Below are 15,058 nucleotides of genomic sequence, written 5' to 3'. Positions count from 1 at the left end.
TCGGCGTCGGTTTCGCGTCGCTTGCTGTCGCCGTCCGGCGGGATGCGCGAGGCTGCCGGTATGGCTGATCCTCTGCTGGACCGCGACGCGGCGACCGCGGCGCTCGCCCAGGTGTCCGCGGCCGCCGGGCCCTACCTGGACTCCCTGGCCGAACGGCCGGTGCACGACCCCGCCGCCGCTAGACTGCTCGCCGGCCTGACCGGTCCGCTGCCGGAGGCCGGCGACGGCACCGCCGCGGCCGTCGAGCGGCTCCTCGAGATCGGCACGGCCACCGCCACCGCGTCGTCCGGGCCCCGGTTCTTCCACTTCGTCACCGGCGGCAGCACCCCGGCCGCGCTGGCCGCGGACTGGACCGCCGGGCTGCTCGACCAGAACGCGTTCGCCCGGGTGTCGTCGCCCTTCGCGCACGAGGTGGAGACGGTGGTGCTCGACTGGCTGCGGCAGCTGTTCGGACTCCAGGCCGGCTGGGGCGGGGCGCTGGTCGGCAGTGCGACCTTCGCCAACTTCACCTCCCTCGGCTGCGCCACCCAGTGGTGGGGCGAGCGCCACGGCGCCGACACCGTACGTGATGGCCTGTCCGGGCTGCCGCGGATGCCGGTGCTCTCCGGGGGCTACGTGCACGCCTCCGCCCGCAAGGCCCTGCAGATGCTCGGACACGGGCGGGACGCGGTCGAGGTCTTCGCCCGCGACGACGTCGGCCGGGTCGACCTCGACGCCGTCGAACGGCGGCTGGCCGGGTTCGGCGGCGCCCCGGCGGTGCTGATCGCCAACGCCGGCGAGGTCAACGCCGGCGACTTCGACCCCGTCGACGCGCTGGCCACCCTGGCCGAACGGTACGGCGCCTGGCTGCACGTCGACGGCGCGTTCGGGCTGTTCGCCGCCCTGTCGCCGCGCAGCGAGCACCTCGTGCGGGGGATCGAGCGGGCGCACTCCATCGCCGCCGACGGGCACAAGTGGCTCAATGTGCCGTACGAGAGCGGGTTCGCGCTGATCCGGGAGCCGGAGCGGCTGGGCACCGCGTTCGGGATGCCGGGGGCCGCGTACCTGCCCGGACGGCAGGACCCGGGCGGCGGCTACGGACTGTACGGGCCCGAGTCGTCGCGGCGGGCCCGGTCGCTGCCGATCTGGGCGACGCTGACCGCGTACGGGCGGCAGGGTCACCGCGCCATGGTGGAGCGGCACCTCGACCTCGCCCAGCACCTGGCCCGGCGGGTCGACGAGGCGCCCGAGCTGGAGCGCCTCGCCGACGTGCCACTGTGCATCGTGTGCTTCCGGGTCGCCCGCCCCGGCCTGGCGGAGCAGGACCTGGACCGGTGGAACCGGGCCGTCGGCGAAGCCCTGATCGCCGACGGCCGCGTCTTCTGCGGCACCACCGTCTACGGCGGCCGGGTGGCGCTGCGGCCGGCGATCGTCAACTGGCGCACGACCGCGGCCGACATCGACCTGTTCGTCGACGTTGTCCGGGAGCTGGCCCTTCAGACGCAGGACCCGCAGGCCGGCGACCCGGAGTAGGGCTGGTACCGGACCGGCTTGCTCACCCGCGGGTCGTCCGGCGCGATCGCGACGAGTCCGGGCTGCGCAGTTGGCCCGAGGGTGACGGCGAGGCAGGCGCGGTTGGTGACAGTGACGAGCGGGTCCGTCTCGTCCTTGCCGACCGGTCCGTCGTAGGCGTCGGACACGCACACAGCCGTCGTCGTGCCGGACACCCGGACGTAGAACTCGCGGGTGGCGGCCGGCGCGGGCAGCTGCCACGTCGTACGCCGGCCGGCGCCATCGCCGTAGCGGGTCATCCAGACGCTGCCCCCGGCCGGCACCTCACCCGAGCAGAAAGCGACCGAGGCCTCGACCCCCAGCAGCGGATAGCCGACCGGTTCGCCGGTGTACGGCCCGCCGGCCGTCAACGACCAGCTGCTGCACGGCGGCGCGGCTGTCGCAGCTCCCACGCCCGCGGGCGCGACCAGGATCAGCATCGCGGCGACCAGAGCGGCGACGATCGATCGTCTTCTCATCAGGACTCCTCGGCCGGGCGCGGCGGTGGCGGAAAGGCGGGTGGCCGGGCCACCCGGAGGGCGCCGAGAGCGAGCCCGAGCTGGAAACGGTTCTCCACGCCGAGCCGGTCCATCAGCTTGCGCAGGATCTTCGTGACCGCCCGGTCGGTGATCCGCAGCTCGGCGGCGGCCCGGGCATCGGTGAGGCCCAGGGTGAGCAGCCGGACCACCTGCTGTTCACGCTCGCTCAGCACGATCGTCGGCATGCCGCACCTCCGCGGATCGACGGCCGTGTCCCAGTGGCTCTCGAACAGCGTCACGAGGGCCCGAACCACGGCGGGTTGACTCAACTCCAGATAGCCCCGGTCGAAGTCGTCCGGGTCGACCGGGAACAGCGCGATCCGGCGATCGACGACGATCAGCTTCAACGGCAGGCCGGTGGCCTCGCGATAGTCGTAGCCGGGGGCCCGCTCACTCTCGACCTCGGCGCTGTTGTCCCCGTCGGCCGGCGGCGGCCCGAGAATCCGCAGCCCGACGCCCCGCGCCAGCAACGTCCGGTCGAGCGGAGCCCCGGCCCGCGCCGACTCGGCGTCGAGATGCTGCTCGGTGTTGATGGCGAGCTGCTCACGTTCCTCCACGGCGATGAGCTCGGCGAGCCGTTCCCGGGTCAGGGCGCGGGTGCGCAGATAGCGCACGCCGTCGCTGATCTGGCCGGGCAGCCGGGTCAGTCCCGCGTCACCCAGCCGGGCCAGAACCTGCTCCGTGGCGGTGGGCAACCGGCCGGCGTGCGGACCTTCGCGGGAGGCGCGGATCCGGGAGTCGCGGATGCGGGCCAGCACCTCGGCCGGCGGCCGGCCGGCCCACCTGGCCGACCGCCGGTCGGACGGCCGGGCCGGGGTGACCGCGCCGGCCGCGTGCAACTCGGCGAGAGCGGCGTCGACGCGCGGCGCGGCCAGCCCGAGATCCCGGGCGATGGCCGGCCGCGGCCGGGGACCGAAGGTCACCAGGGTACGGAAGACGAGGTCGGCGTCGCTGGACAGTCCCCACCGGACCAGCGAGGGGATGGCGGCACCGAGCGGAACGGACCCTCGTGACGACGGACTCCCAGCCATGCCGCCTCCTTCCCCCGAATCGGCTGCGCCCCCGCACGGTCGCACCGAGACGCGCGGCGTGTCCACAGTGAGCCGGGGATCCGACGGCAGCGGTGCGGTATCCCGAACCGAACCCGCTGCGCGATACCGAACTTTCCGGCGGATGTGACAGGAAGCGGTTGTGCCCGGCGGTGGCCGACCCCACTCTCGGCACAGCTTCGAGGCCGCGAGCCGGCCCGGGCGATCCATCACCACCATCGGGAGGAAGAACCATGTTCAAACGGGGTGCGAATGTCCTGCGGGGCGCCGTCATGGCCGGAGCGATGCTGGCAGCCGTAGCCGTCAGCCCGGTCGCGGCTCACGCCGCGTCCGGGGGTGGCTGCGGTGCCTGGAACGCCGTCGATCCCTGCATCAGCTGGAACCGGGACGGCGGTGGAACGCTCTACGCCGACTTCTACATGAACGTCACTCCGGACTACAACCGGTGCATCGCCGTCCTGGGCATCTCGAAGAACGGCACGTTCGTCACCCAGAAGACCTATGACCTGAACCGCACCGGGCACTTCGGGTCCATCAGCCGTTCCACGGCGACGTTGCCCGCCACGTACGGCAACGGCTACGCACGGGTCGCCATCTACAACTGCGACTGGCAGTGGCAGGCACAGCAGGACAGCCCGACGATCTACTGGCCCTGATTCCCCGGCCGCTCCCCGGACGGACGGTGGGCCGATCCCCGCGAGAAGCGAGTATCGGCCCACCGGCAGCGGCGGTGTCCTAGCGGGTGGCCGCCGCGCTGTCGCGGGCGATGCGGACCAGTTCCAGCAGGCCGTCCGCGTATTCCTGGGATTCGGCGTGGGCTTCGGTGAACGGGGGCTGGAAGCCCACGCCCTCCCACTGCTGGGTGTCCTCGTTCCAGATGTCGTTGCCGACCTCGAAGTCCCAGGCCGCGATGCCCAGTTCGTAGTAGAGCTGGTCGGCCGAGTTGCCCGCCGCCGAGTACAGGACGTCGGCGACCGGGCCCGTGTACGCCGGCCAGGTCACCGTGCCGCGTTCGGCGGAGATGGCCCCGACGATGCGGCGGGCGCTGTCCAGGAAGTACTTCGACTCGTCGATCGAGGGGCGGGGGAGGGTGATCCGGCCCTCGGCCTTGTACGCCCCCGGTGACCACATGAAGTAGCCGCCGTAGCTGTGCACGTTCAGGGCGTACTTGATGTGCGGGTTGGCCTTGGCCAGCGCGATCACGTTGTTGCTCTCCGCCTCCGACAGCTCGCCGGTGCCGGCGTACGTACCGGACAGGCAGTTCGGGCTGCCGCCCACGTAACCGTCGAAGTAGGAGCCGACCGTGTAGTTACGGTTGATGTCGACGCCCCACGAGTTGCGCAGGGCGGGGTCGCGGGCCGCGCCCGTGCAGTGGTTGACCAGGTTCTTGCGCTGGAAGTTGAAGTCGTTGAACGAGTAGTTCGCGCCGTCCGGGTTGACCGTCGGGATGACGAACACCTCGACCGAGTCCAGCAGCTCACGGGTCGCCGGGTCGGTCGCGTAGTTGGCCAGCAGGCGCTCGGCGAACTCCAGCGTGACCAGCGGCGTCGCCCATTCCCGGGCGTGCTCCTGGGAGTACGCCAGCACGCCGACCTTGGAGCCGTCGCGCACCGCGCCGATCCGCAGCGCCTGCACCGTCCACGGCCGCTGCGGCACCTCGCTGCCGGCCAGGCCGTCGTCGAGGCGGGCCGGGCCGGTGACCGGCATCGACACACCCGCCGAGCCCTCCTCGACGAACGCGGTGAAGCGCTGCGGGAAGCGCGCGGTGATGAACGCGGCCACGTCGTCGGTCGTGCTGATCACCTTGCCGCCGGCGTCGGTCGCCAGCGACACGGTCAGCACCCGGTCCCGGTACGTCGCACCGAGTGGCCTGTTCGCCCGCCCCGGGTCCACCGTGCGCACCTGCACGCCGTTCATGCCCTGGTCACCGAACTTGACCGACTCCACCACGACAGCGGCCGCGGCCGGATCGCCGAGGTACGCCGCGGCCGTGCGCCGGTATCCCTGGGTCCGGCGCGGCAGGTCGACCACGTCGACCAGGTCGTCGTACTGCCGGCCCAGCCGCTGGATTCGCGCCCTGATGTCGATCGGCGTCATGTACGCGTCGATGAAGTCCTTCTGGTATCCCGTCGGCAGCGGCGGCGGGGTCGCGTTCGGCCAGGCCGTCGGCGTGACCACGCGGGACCGGCCGCCCAGGCTGGAGGTGGCGCTGACCTTGACCGGCTTCCCGGGCAGCCGCTGCGGCACCTCCACGTGGTACTGGTATTCGCCGGAGTCCTCGAAGCGGTAGAGCGGGTAGCTGCCGGTGGTGCCGTCGGCGGTCGTCCAGGTCACGGTGATCTCGACGTCCGGGTCGTCGGAGGCGGACGTGGCGACCTGGGTCTGCAGGAAGGTCCGTCCGTTGCTGGTCCACCAGTACGCCTGGAGGAACTGCAGGGTGTCCTCACCGGCGAGGCTTGCCGAGCGCCGGCCCTCGGCGAGCCGGCGGGCACCGTCGGCCTCGGTCTGGATCACCTGGACGGCCACGGCGCCGCGCCTGGTGAGCGCGGCCAGCTCGGCGGAGGTCACCACGACGTCGGCCATGACCTGCCCCTCGGTGGTGCGCGGCCGGGTGGCGACGTCCGCTCCGGAGGCGACGAGCTGCTGGAACGCGGCTTCGTCGGGCAGCCGGAAACGGATGAGGGCGCTCTGGCCGGGGTCGAGGGCGATCGCCGGCGCGGCGGCCGGCGCGGTCGGTGGGGCGGCGGCACTCGCACCGGGGTGGGTGAGTAGTCCGACGGTCAGCACGGCTGTTGCGGCGGTGGCCGCCCAGCGGCGTGTGGATGACATCGAGCCTCCTGCGACATCGAAGGATGATGACACCCAGACCAGTCCATCCATCGATCTGTGTCAACTGCCGCCGGCGCGCTCCCGGAAGTGGGCGCGGGCGCTGGCCGGGCGGCTCCCGTCGAGGTCGGTGAAGCCGTACTCCTCGGCGAGCTCGGCCGCCACCAGGCACCGGCCGGTGTGGCGGGCCACCTCGGGATCGCCGGCCAGGGCCACCACCGCCCGCCCGACGAACTCCGGCGACTCCGAATTGGACAGGTCCATGAACTCGGCCGCGCTCATGACGCCCTCGGTGCGGACCAGGCCGGGGTAGAGGCTCACGGCGGTGACCTGCCGGGGCCGCAGCTGCTCGGCCATCACCGCGATCATGCGGTCGTCCGCGGCCTTGGCCACGCTGTACGCCACCTGGTCCTCGCCGCTGACATAGCTGCCCGGGAAGAAGGACACCGTGACGACCAGGGCGCCCGGGCGCAGCACCGGCACGGCCAGCACGGTGGTGGCGTAGTGGGCGCGGACGCCGCCGGTGAACATGTCGTCCCAGACCGACAGCGGCTGCTCCCAGAACACGCCCTCCATGTCGGTGTGCCTGTCCTCGTGGTAGGGCCGGTAGCCGGCCCAGACGTTGTTGACCAACAGGTCGAGGCCGCCGCTGCGGTCGCGGACCGCGTCGATCACGGCCGCGACCTGGCTGTCGTCGGTGTGGTCGCACACCATCGGGACGCCCCGGCCCCCGGCCGCCGTGACCTCCCGGGCGGTCTGCTCGACGCTGCCCCCGACGCGGGGATAGGTGATCTTGGCGTCGGTCGATCGGCCGGTGACGTACACGGTGTGGCCGGCCGCGCCGAGGGCCAGCGCGATGCCCTTGCCGACCCCGCGGCTGGCCCCGGTCACCAATGCGATGCGCTCATCAGTCATGCCGGGATCCTGCCGCGGGGGTACGACAACAACGGGCTATCCGACCGGCTCGGGGACAACCGTCCGGCTTCGGCTGCGCAGCCGCAGGAACAGCCCGGCCGAGGCGAGCAGGACCACCGCGCTGATGGTGTAGCCGGCCTCGATGCCGTTGCGGGTGGCCTGCCAGCCGATCACCGGGATGAGCACCGCACCCACCGCCTGCATCAGCAGCGACTGCACGGACAGCACCGTGGCGCGTTCGCCCGGCTCGACCCGTTCGTGCAGCAGGTGGGCCTGCGCCGGGAAGGCGGCGCCGAGCCCGATGAAGAGCACGCAGTACGCGATCCCGGCGAGCACCATGGCCACCGTCCCGGACAGCATCGCGCAGCCCGCCAGCCCGGCCAGGGCCAGCGCCGACACGGTCCAGCCGGCTGTCGCCGCCCGGGCGTGCGAGGCGAGACGGCGTACCGCCCCGGCGGCGAGCATGCCGCCGATCGCGTCCGCGCCGAAGCCGGCCGCCGCGACCACCGCGTACGTGGCGGCGGCTCGCGGGCCCGTGGAGAGCCCGGCCAGCCAGGCGGGCGTGAGCAGCTCGATCGTGCCCAGCGCCACGCCGGCCCCGCCCGCGGCCAGCATGATGCGGGTCAATGCGCGGTCGCGACCGGCCACTCGCAGCCCGGCGACCACGGTGGCCGGCACGCCCCGCAGCACGACACCGAGCGACGGACGCGGGTGCGGCGGCTCGGGCAGTCTGGTGGTGAGCGCCGCCCGCAACACCTCGACGCCGGCGGCCATCAGCACCGGCACGGCCAGCGCCGGCAGCGGGCCGACCTGGCCCAGGGCCAGCGGCAGCAGCCCGCCGATCAGGGTGCCCGCGCCCAGGGCCAGTGAGGCGGCGACCTCGCCGCGGGCCAGGCCGGCGGTCAGGTCGGTCTCGCGCCCCTGCTCGGCGTGCACGGTGTCGACGTACCAGGCTTCGAGCGGGCCGGTGGACAGGGCCCGGGCCGCACCGCGCAGCACGGCCGAGGCCAGGAACAGGGCGACCGTGTCGGCCAGGCCCAGCAGCAGCAGTCCGGCGGCGCCCGCGACCGCCGAGGCGATCAGCACCGGCCGGCGTCCGAGCACGTCGGCCAGCCCGCCGGTGGGCAGCTCCAGCACGGCGATGGTGAGGCCGTAGGCGACGCCGACGACCGCGATCGTCGACACCGTCAGGCCGCGGTCGAGCATCAGCAGGACCAGGGGGACCAGGTAGAGCCCGGCCGGCAGCCAGAGCAGGGCGTTCAGCAACGCGTAGCGGCGCGCGGCCGCGACGGCGGTCATCGGTCCGCGGCGCGGGGGAACCCGGCCACCACGATGGAGACGACGGCGGTTGCCGGGTCGTCGGAGTCACGGGCGCGCAGTTCGTCGAGATGGGCGTAGAAGCGGTCCCACAGCTCGCTCAGGGACGTCTCGGTCAGCCGTACCTGAAGGTCGCCGATGCCCGCGGCCTCGACCCACGCCGGGGCGAGCTGGTCCTGCTCGGCCTCGAAGCGTTCGACGTCGCCGATCAGGACCTCGACCTGCCGGCGGCGCATCATCGCGGCCGCTTCCCGGCCGGCGTCGGTGGCCGCGAGCTGGGTGTTGCTCCAGCCGGTCGTGCGGTGCACGGCCGCCCAGCGGCGTTCGCGGGGATGTCGGCGCTCCTGCGGCTCGGCCGGGGCCTCGGCGACGAACCCGTGCTTGGCCAGGATGCGCAGGTGGTAGCTGGTGGATCCGGTCTCGGTGTCGAGCCGGCGGGCCAGCTCGGTGGCGGTCGCCGGGCCGTGCCGGCGCAACAGCGCGAGCATGCGCACCCGCAACGGGTGGGCGACGGCCTTGAGGTCGGCGGGATCGGTGACGTGTCGGTCCTGCTGAGGATCAGTCATGGGCTCACCGTAGCGCATGCAGAGACTTTTATGCAGAGATTATTCTGCAAGGCTTCCGACCGGGCGGCGCCGGGCCGCCCACCGCGCCACCGGTACGGTGCCCAGCCCGGCCGCCGCGATCAGCACGCCGAGGATCAGCCAGCCCGCGGCGCCGTACCCGAGGATCAGACCGGTCAGCGCGGCCGGGCCGAGGATCCGGGCCAGCGGGATGCCGCTGTTGTACATGCCCTGGTAGAGGCCGTGGCGTCCGGCCGGGGCCAGGCCGAAGCTGAGCTCCCAGCTCCCGGCGGCCTGCAGCATCTCGGCCAGCACCTGCAGCAGTCCGGCCACCACGAGGACCGCGCAGGTCAGCCCGGGGGAGGGGGTGCTGTCCGAGACCGCGAAGACGGCGCAGGCACCGAGCATCACCAGTCCGGCGGTACGGACGGTGCGCGCCGCCGACGACACATCGGTGACCCGGCGCGCCACCCGCATCTGCCACAGCATCACGCTGACCGTGTTGAGCGCCAGCACGACCGCGGCCATCCACGTCGGCGCCTCGGTGGCCGCCACGATCCACAACGGAATGACCAGGCTGAGCAGCGGCATGTAAAGCAGCATCACCGCGTTGAGCAGGGTCAGCACCACGTACGGGCGGTCCCGCAGGACCGTCGGCGCCCGCTCGCCCCCGGCCGCCGGCGCCGGTGCCGTGCCGCTCGGCAGCCGGCTCAGCAACAGCGCGGCGATCCCGAACGCGACGGCGTCGAGGGCCAGCACCGTCACGTACGCCGCCCGGGTGTCCAGGGCGAGAGCGATCGCGCCGACGACCGAGCCCAGGGCCAGCCCGCCGTTGATCCGCGACTGGAGCCGGGCCCGGACCCGGGTACGCTCCGCGGGCTCGACCAGCCGGGTCAGCAGCGCCTGGCGGGCGGCGATCAGGCCGGACTGGCAGACGCCGTACGCGCAGATGACCACCAGGAAGGCCGGGAAGCCACGCGCCACCGGCAGCACCGCCACCGCCACCGCGGTGCCCGCCGCCAGGGCGACCGCGGCGCGGCGCGGGCCGATCCGGTCGGCGAGATGGCCCAGCGGCATGCTGGCCAGGAAGCCGGCGCCCCAGGCGAGCGACATGCCCAGCCCGAACCGCGTCGCGGACAGCCCGACCACGTGCGTGAAGTACAACGCGAACGTGACGTAGAAGGCGCCGTCCCCGATCGCGTTGACCAGGTGGGTGCGCGCCAGCGTGGTGGCGACCCGGGCAGTGTCGGCGCTCATGGTCACCACCTTCGGCGTTGATCGGTACGCCGCAGAAGTGCCAATGACCGCCGAACCGTTCGGGCCAATCCGGTTCACCGGGTCAAGCAGCGGGCCAGCCGGCGCAGTGCTTCGGGAAGGCGGTCGGTGGGGATGCTGCCGTACCCGATCACCAGGCCGTCGCGGTCCGGTGGCGCCGCGCAGAAGTCCGCCAGGCTCTGCACGCCGACCCCGGCGCGCTCGGCCCGGGTGACCACGGTGGCGGCGTCCACCCCGGCGTCCGGGCGCAGGTGGGCGGTCAGGTGCAGGCCGGCCACCGAGGGCACCGGAACGAGCCGGCGGCCCAGTTCGCCGTCCAGCGCGGAGAGCAGCAGAGCGCGGCGGGCGCCGTACACCTTGGTGGCATTGCGCAGGTGCCGGCTGAACAGGCCTTCCTCGATGAAGGCGGCCAGGGCCGCCTCGGCGCCGGTGTCGCCGTGCCGGTCGGCGACCTGCCGGGCCGTCCGCAGGGCCGGCAGCAGGGTGGCGGGCGCGACGAGGAAGCCCAGCCGCAGCGCCGGCAGCATGGTCTTGGAGAAGGAGCCGACGTAGATGACGTGGCCGCCGTGGTCGAGACTCTGCAACGGCTCCAGCGGCCTTTTCTCGAAGCGGAACTCGCTGTCGTAGTCGTCCTCGACGACGGCGCTGCCGTGCCGTTCCGCCCACGACAACAGCTCCCGGCGCCGGGCGTGCGACATGGGCACGCCCAGCGGGAACTGGTGCGACGGCGTCGTGTAGACGATCCGCGCCCGCGGTGGCAGCGCGTCGACGACCAGCCCCTCGTCGTCCACGGGCACACCCACCACGGTGGCGCCGTGGGACCGGAACAACCGGCGGGCGGGCGGATAGCCGGGTTCCTCCACCGCCACGACGTCACCGGGTTCCACCAGCACCCGGGCGATGAGGTCGAGCGCCTGCTGGGCGCCGTTGGTGATCAGTACGTCGCCGGGACCGGTGCGCACCGACCGGGAGATGCCCAGCCAGCGGGCCACCGCGGCGCGCAACGCCGGATGACCGGCCGGGTCGGCGTAGCTGCCCGCGGCCAGGGTGCCGGTGCGCAGCTCCCGGTTGACCAGGCGACGCCACGACGGCAGCGGGAACAGCGCCGGGTCCGGGGTGCCGACCCGCAGGTCGTACCGGGGCTCCGGGCGCCGCGGATCGGTCGTGGCGAGCTCCGGCCAGATCCCGCGGGGCCGTAGGCTGCCACCGGGCGCAGCGCCGGCGGGCCGGCCGAGGGCGGCAGTGCCGTCGACGAAGGTGCCCGAGCCGACCCGCGCCGTGACGAAACCCTCCGCCAGCAGCCGCTCGTACGCCGTCGACACGGTGTTGCGCGACACCGCCGCGCTGCGGGCCAGCTCGCGGGTGGGCGGCAGCCGCTCGCCGGGTCGCAGCCGGCCGTCCAGGATGGCCTCCCGGAGCTGCCGGTAGACCTGGACGACAAGATCACCCGACCCGGTCAGGTGCACCTGGAAGCTCATCGGACCCGCGATTGGTCTGCTCGGAAGGCGCCGGATTGGCCCTTGGAGGGTGCCACTCTACCGTCGTAGGCTCGGCCGGCAAGTGAGCGAAGGAGCCGACGTGACCAGGGTTGATTTCTACTTCGACGCGGCCTGCCCGTTCGCCTGGATCACCTCCCGCTGGATCCTCGAGGTCCAGCGGCTGCGCGAGCTGAAGCTGCGTTTCCGGCCGATGAGCCTGTACGTCCTCAACGAGCACCGCGAGCTGCCGGAGTGGTACCGCGAGCTGGTCGACCGGTCGCTCGGCCCGGCCCGGGTGGTGACCGCCGCCGCCCAGGAGCACGGCGAGCAGGTGCTGGGCGATCTCTACACGGCGCTGGGCACCCGCATCCACCAGCACCGCCAGCAGGACTTCGACGCGGTTGTCCGTCAAGCGCTGGCCGAGGCCGGACTGCCGGCGACGTTGGCCGCGGCCGCCCGCAGCACCGACCACGACGAGGCCCTGCGCAAGAGCCACCACGAGGGCATGGACCCGGTCGGCGAGGATGTCGGCACACCCACCATGCACATCGACGGGGTGGCGTTCTTCGGCCCGGTGCTGTCCAGCATCCCGCGCGGTGAGCAGGCGGCCAGGATCTTCGACGGTGCCCTGGCGCTGGCCTCCTTCCCGGACTTTTTCGAGCTCAAGCGCACCCGGACCGGCGAGCTGTCGTTCGACTGAGCCCACCCGCGGCGGAAAACCCGTGCAAGTTCGTTCCATGAGCCGCGGTCAGCTCAGCCGGTCGAGGATCTCGCGGCAGGTCCCCGGCCGGGCCTGGCCGAACGCCGTCCCGGCCCACAGGTGGAGCGCCCCGGCGTCACCGGCCCGGGCCGCGGCGGCCCGGATCGGCGCGGTCAGGTGGTGCACCGCCGGGTAGGCGATCGGCGCGTCCGCGGAGTACGTGTCCGTGAACCGGTTGCGCAGCCCGCGGGCCGGCTGGCCGGTGAACGCCCGGGTCACCACGGTCGAGGCGCCGTCGCTGCCCAGCGCCGCCCGATGCGCCTCCCGGGTCCCGGCCTCGGCGGCGAGCAGGAACATCGTGCCCACCTGGACGGCGGTCGCCCCGGCGGCGAGCAACCCGGCGACGTCCGCCGCGCTGCCGGCCCCGCCGGCTGCCACCACGGGTACGGACACCGCCGCGCGCACCTCGCGGACGAGATCGGCCGTGCCCCGGTCCCCGGCGTAGCTCGCGGGACTGGTCGTCGCGGAGTGCCCACCGGCACTGCCGCCCTGCGCCACCACCGCGTCGGCGCCCGCCGCCACGGCAGCTCTCGCCTCGTCCGCGTCGGTCACGGTGATCAGCACTGTCGACCCCGCCCGGCGCAGCGCGTCGACCACGGCCGCGTCCGGGATGCCGAAGGTGAAGCTCACCCACGCCGGTGCCGCGGCCACGGCCAGCTCCACCTTGGCCGCGAAGTGATCGTCGTCGTGCAGGCGCAGCGGGGGCAGCTCGACGCCGTACCGGTCGGCCTCGGGGGCCAGCCGGGCACGGTAGGCCTCCACCGCCGCCGCGTCGGGAGCGGTCCCCGCCGGCACGAAGATGTTGAGCCCGTACGGGTGACCGGCGCCGCGCAGCTCCCGCAGGTGACCCTCGACGACCTCCGGCGTCAGGTAACCCGCGGGCAGGAATCCCGCCGTCCCGGCCTCGGCCGCCGCCCGCACCAGCGCGGTCGTGGAGACCCCGCCGGCCATGGGCGCGACGACGACGGAACGCTCGCAACCGTCCAGCATCCCGCCACTGTAGGACGCCGGGCTCAGGCGCGGTTGAGGAAGACGAGCACCGCCTGGACCCGGCGGTGGTTCTCCTCGTCGGCGGCCAGACCGAGTTTGGCCATGATGGAACCGATGTGGGTCTCCACCGTGCGTTCGGTCAGCCACAGCCGGCGGGCGATGCCGACGTTGGTCCGGCCCTCCGCCATCGCGGCCAGCACCTCACGCTCACGGGGCGTGAGCGCGGCCAGCGGGTCGCCGGCGCCGCGCCCGGCCAGCAGCCGGGTCACCACCTCCGGGTCCAGCGCGGACCCGCCGGCCGCGACCCGGCGCAGCGCGTCCAGGAAGTCGTCCACGTCCAGCACCCGGTCCTTGAGCAGGTAACCGAAGCCGCCGCTGCTGACCAGCTCGACGGAGTGCCGGGTCTCGACGTGCTGGGACAGCAGCACGATCCCGGTCCGCGGATGCCCGGCGCGGACCGTCCGGGCGGCCCGGGCGCCGTCGTCGGTGTGGTCCGGCGGCATCCGGATGTCGATGACGGCGAGGTCCGGCTCGGTGGCGTCCACGGCGGCCACCAGCGAGGGCGCGTCGGCGGCCTTGGCCACCACTTCGTGACCGCTGTCGATCAGCAGGCTGGCCAGGCCCTCCCGGAACAGCGCGGAGTCCTCACCGATCACGATCCGCACGGCAGCACCGCCTCGACCACGGTGCCGTTGCCCAGCGGGCTGGTCAGCCGCAGGCCACCACCGGCGGCAGCCACCCGGTCGCACAGCCCGGCCAGCCCGGCCCCGGCCCGCAGGGTCGCGCCGCCCGGGCCGTCGTCGTGCACCCGTACGGTCAGCGCGTCCTTGTCCAGGGTCAGCCGCAGGCCGATGCTCGCCGCCCGGGCGTGCCGCATCGCGTTCACCACCGCCTCGCTGGCCACGTAGTAGGCGGTGGTCGCCACGACGTCGGGCAGCGTGTCGTTGCGCAGCTCCGGCTGCACGTCCAGGGTGATCGGCACCGGCACCCGGCCGACCAGCATGGTCAGGGCGTTGACCAGGCCGTCGTCCAGGCTGCTGGGGCGCAGGCCGTGGGCGATGCGGCGCAGCTCGGCGACGGCGGTGCCGAGCTCGGCCACCGCGGTGTCGAGCAGGCCGGTGACGTCGGTGCCGCCGTCGTCCAGATGGCGCTGCCCGACGCGCAACGCCATGCCCAGGGCCACGAGCCGCTGCTGGGCGCCGTCGTGCAGGTCCCGTTCGAGGCGGCGGCGTTCCTCGTACGAGACGGTGAGCAGCCGGGCCCGGCTGGACTCGACGTCGCGCAGCGCCCCGGAGAGCTCGATCCGCAGCCGGACCACCTCCACCAGCAGGGCGCAGGCCGTGGCGATCTCCCGGGACAGCTCCCGCGAGCCGCGCCGGTGGATGAGTTCGCCGATGTCCGTACCGCCGAGCACCACCGGGGTGCCCGAGCCCCGCAGCGGCTCGCCGCGGGCGTCGACCAGTCCGGGCGTACCCGGCAACCGGTAGCCGACGCGCAGGTCCGGATCCCGCAGGGCGACCCGTAGCTCAGCCTCCAGCTGCTCGGGCTGGGCCGTGCCGTCGTGGGTGCGCCGGCGCAGGTCCTCGATCGCCGCCAGCGCCGCCCGGCGCACCGGATAGAGCCGCCGGTCCACCCGGCGCTGCAGCCGGGACCGCAGGGGAGCGAGCGCGGCGGCACACACCGCCGTGGGGGGGGGGGGGGGGGGCGCCCACCCCCCCCCCCCCCCGAGGGCGGCGCGGAGAGTTACGGTAGTGGAGAAGGGGGGGAGCGGGGGGGTGGTGAGGTCATATCTGGCTGTGGCGCTGAGAGCCCGCTC

At 73.7% G+C, this 15,058-nt stretch carries 14 protein-coding genes; 3 read left to right on the top strand and 11 right to left on the bottom strand.

Annotated features, from left to right (window positions below):
- Positions 1-60: 60 nt before the first annotated feature.
- Complete coding sequence (locus ACZ6S4_RS10585) at positions 61-1,512, top strand: pyridoxal phosphate-dependent decarboxylase family protein (protein WP_465474670.1); 1,452 nt, start codon at positions 61-63, stop codon at positions 1,510-1,512.
- Here ACZ6S4_RS10585 and ACZ6S4_RS10580 read toward each other — a convergent pair.
- Both ACZ6S4_RS10580 and ACZ6S4_RS10575 read right to left on the bottom strand, forming a co-directional pair.
- Complete coding sequence (locus tag ACZ6S4_RS10580) at positions 1,476-2,009, bottom strand: hypothetical protein (protein WP_465474669.1); 534 nt, start codon at positions 2,007-2,009, stop codon at positions 1,476-1,478. The genes ACZ6S4_RS10585 and ACZ6S4_RS10580 overlap by 37 nt on opposite strands.
- A complete protein-coding gene (locus tag ACZ6S4_RS10575) occupies positions 2,009-3,100 on the bottom strand; it encodes a LuxR C-terminal-related transcriptional regulator (RefSeq protein WP_465474668.1) in 1,092 nt (363 codons plus the stop codon). The genes ACZ6S4_RS10580 and ACZ6S4_RS10575 overlap by 1 nt, the downstream gene beginning before the upstream one ends.
- Positions 3,101-3,351: 251 nt before the next feature.
- On the opposite strand from ACZ6S4_RS10575, the gene ACZ6S4_RS10570 reads away from it, so the two are divergent.
- Positions 3,352-3,774, top strand: coding sequence for a hypothetical protein (locus ACZ6S4_RS10570; protein WP_465474667.1), 423 nt, complete (start codon positions 3,352-3,354; stop codon positions 3,772-3,774).
- 79 nt (positions 3,775-3,853) lie between these two features.
- On the opposite strand, the gene ACZ6S4_RS10565 is transcribed toward ACZ6S4_RS10570, so the two are convergent.
- The 6 genes from ACZ6S4_RS10565 to pdxR all read right to left on the bottom strand — a co-directional run bounded on the left by ACZ6S4_RS10565 (position 3,854) and on the right by pdxR (position 11,492).
- Positions 3,854-5,947: a M14 family zinc carboxypeptidase gene (locus tag ACZ6S4_RS10565; RefSeq protein ID WP_465474666.1), complete on the bottom strand. Its 2,094-nt coding sequence runs from the start codon at positions 5,945-5,947 to the stop codon at positions 3,854-3,856.
- A 60-nt stretch (positions 5,948-6,007) separates the two neighbouring features.
- Positions 6,008-6,859 carry an SDR family NAD(P)-dependent oxidoreductase gene (locus tag ACZ6S4_RS10560; RefSeq protein WP_465474665.1) on the bottom strand — a complete coding sequence of 284 codons (852 nt, stop codon included), beginning with the start codon at positions 6,857-6,859 and terminating at the stop codon, positions 6,008-6,010.
- Between the two features lie 36 nt (positions 6,860-6,895).
- On the bottom strand, positions 6,896-8,158 hold the full coding sequence (locus ACZ6S4_RS10555) for an MFS transporter (RefSeq protein WP_465474664.1): 1,263 nt from the start codon (positions 8,156-8,158) through the stop codon (positions 6,896-6,898).
- Positions 8,155-8,742: an ArsR/SmtB family transcription factor gene (locus ACZ6S4_RS10550; RefSeq protein ID WP_465474663.1), complete on the bottom strand. Its 588-nt coding sequence runs from the start codon at positions 8,740-8,742 to the stop codon at positions 8,155-8,157. The genes ACZ6S4_RS10555 and ACZ6S4_RS10550 overlap by 4 nt, the downstream gene beginning before the upstream one ends.
- Positions 8,743-8,781: 39 nt before the next feature.
- Positions 8,782-9,996: an MFS transporter gene (locus tag ACZ6S4_RS10545; protein WP_465474662.1), complete on the bottom strand. Its 1,215-nt coding sequence runs from the start codon at positions 9,994-9,996 to the stop codon at positions 8,782-8,784.
- A 74-nt stretch (positions 9,997-10,070) separates the two neighbouring features.
- Positions 10,071-11,492, bottom strand: a complete 1,422-nt coding sequence (gene pdxR, locus ACZ6S4_RS10540) for a MocR-like pyridoxine biosynthesis transcription factor PdxR (protein ID WP_465474661.1) — start codon at positions 11,490-11,492, stop codon at positions 10,071-10,073.
- Positions 11,493-11,592: 100 nt separating this feature from the next.
- Between pdxR and ACZ6S4_RS10535 the strand changes: the two genes are divergently transcribed.
- On the top strand, positions 11,593-12,192 hold the full coding sequence (locus tag ACZ6S4_RS10535; protein ID WP_465474660.1) for a mycothiol-dependent nitroreductase Rv2466c family protein: 600 nt from the start codon (positions 11,593-11,595) through the stop codon (positions 12,190-12,192).
- A gap of 48 nt (positions 12,193-12,240) precedes the next feature.
- Here ACZ6S4_RS10535 and ACZ6S4_RS10530 read toward each other — a convergent pair whose 3' ends face one another.
- From ACZ6S4_RS10530 to ACZ6S4_RS10520, 3 genes are read right to left on the bottom strand one after another with little or no spacing between them, the layout of a single operon-like run.
- Complete coding sequence (locus tag ACZ6S4_RS10530; RefSeq protein ID WP_465474659.1) at positions 12,241-13,242, bottom strand: nitronate monooxygenase; 1,002 nt, start codon at positions 13,240-13,242, stop codon at positions 12,241-12,243.
- 23 nt (positions 13,243-13,265) lie between these two features.
- Positions 13,266-13,907 (bottom strand): response regulator transcription factor, encoded by a 642-nt coding sequence (locus tag ACZ6S4_RS10525; RefSeq protein WP_465474658.1) that lies wholly within the window; start codon positions 13,905-13,907, stop codon positions 13,266-13,268.
- Entirely contained in the window at positions 13,895-14,923 is a 1,029-nt protein-coding gene (locus tag ACZ6S4_RS10520) for a sensor histidine kinase (protein ID WP_465474657.1), read from the bottom strand. Before ACZ6S4_RS10520 ends, ACZ6S4_RS10525 begins: the two co-directional genes overlap by 13 nt.
- Between the last annotated feature and the right edge of the window lie 135 nt (positions 14,924-15,058).

It is taken from the genome of Actinoplanes sp. NPDC051405, assembly GCF_055586185.1.
Note: the sequence above shows the minus strand (reverse complement) of the source record. Positions and strands in the feature narration are given on the sequence as shown.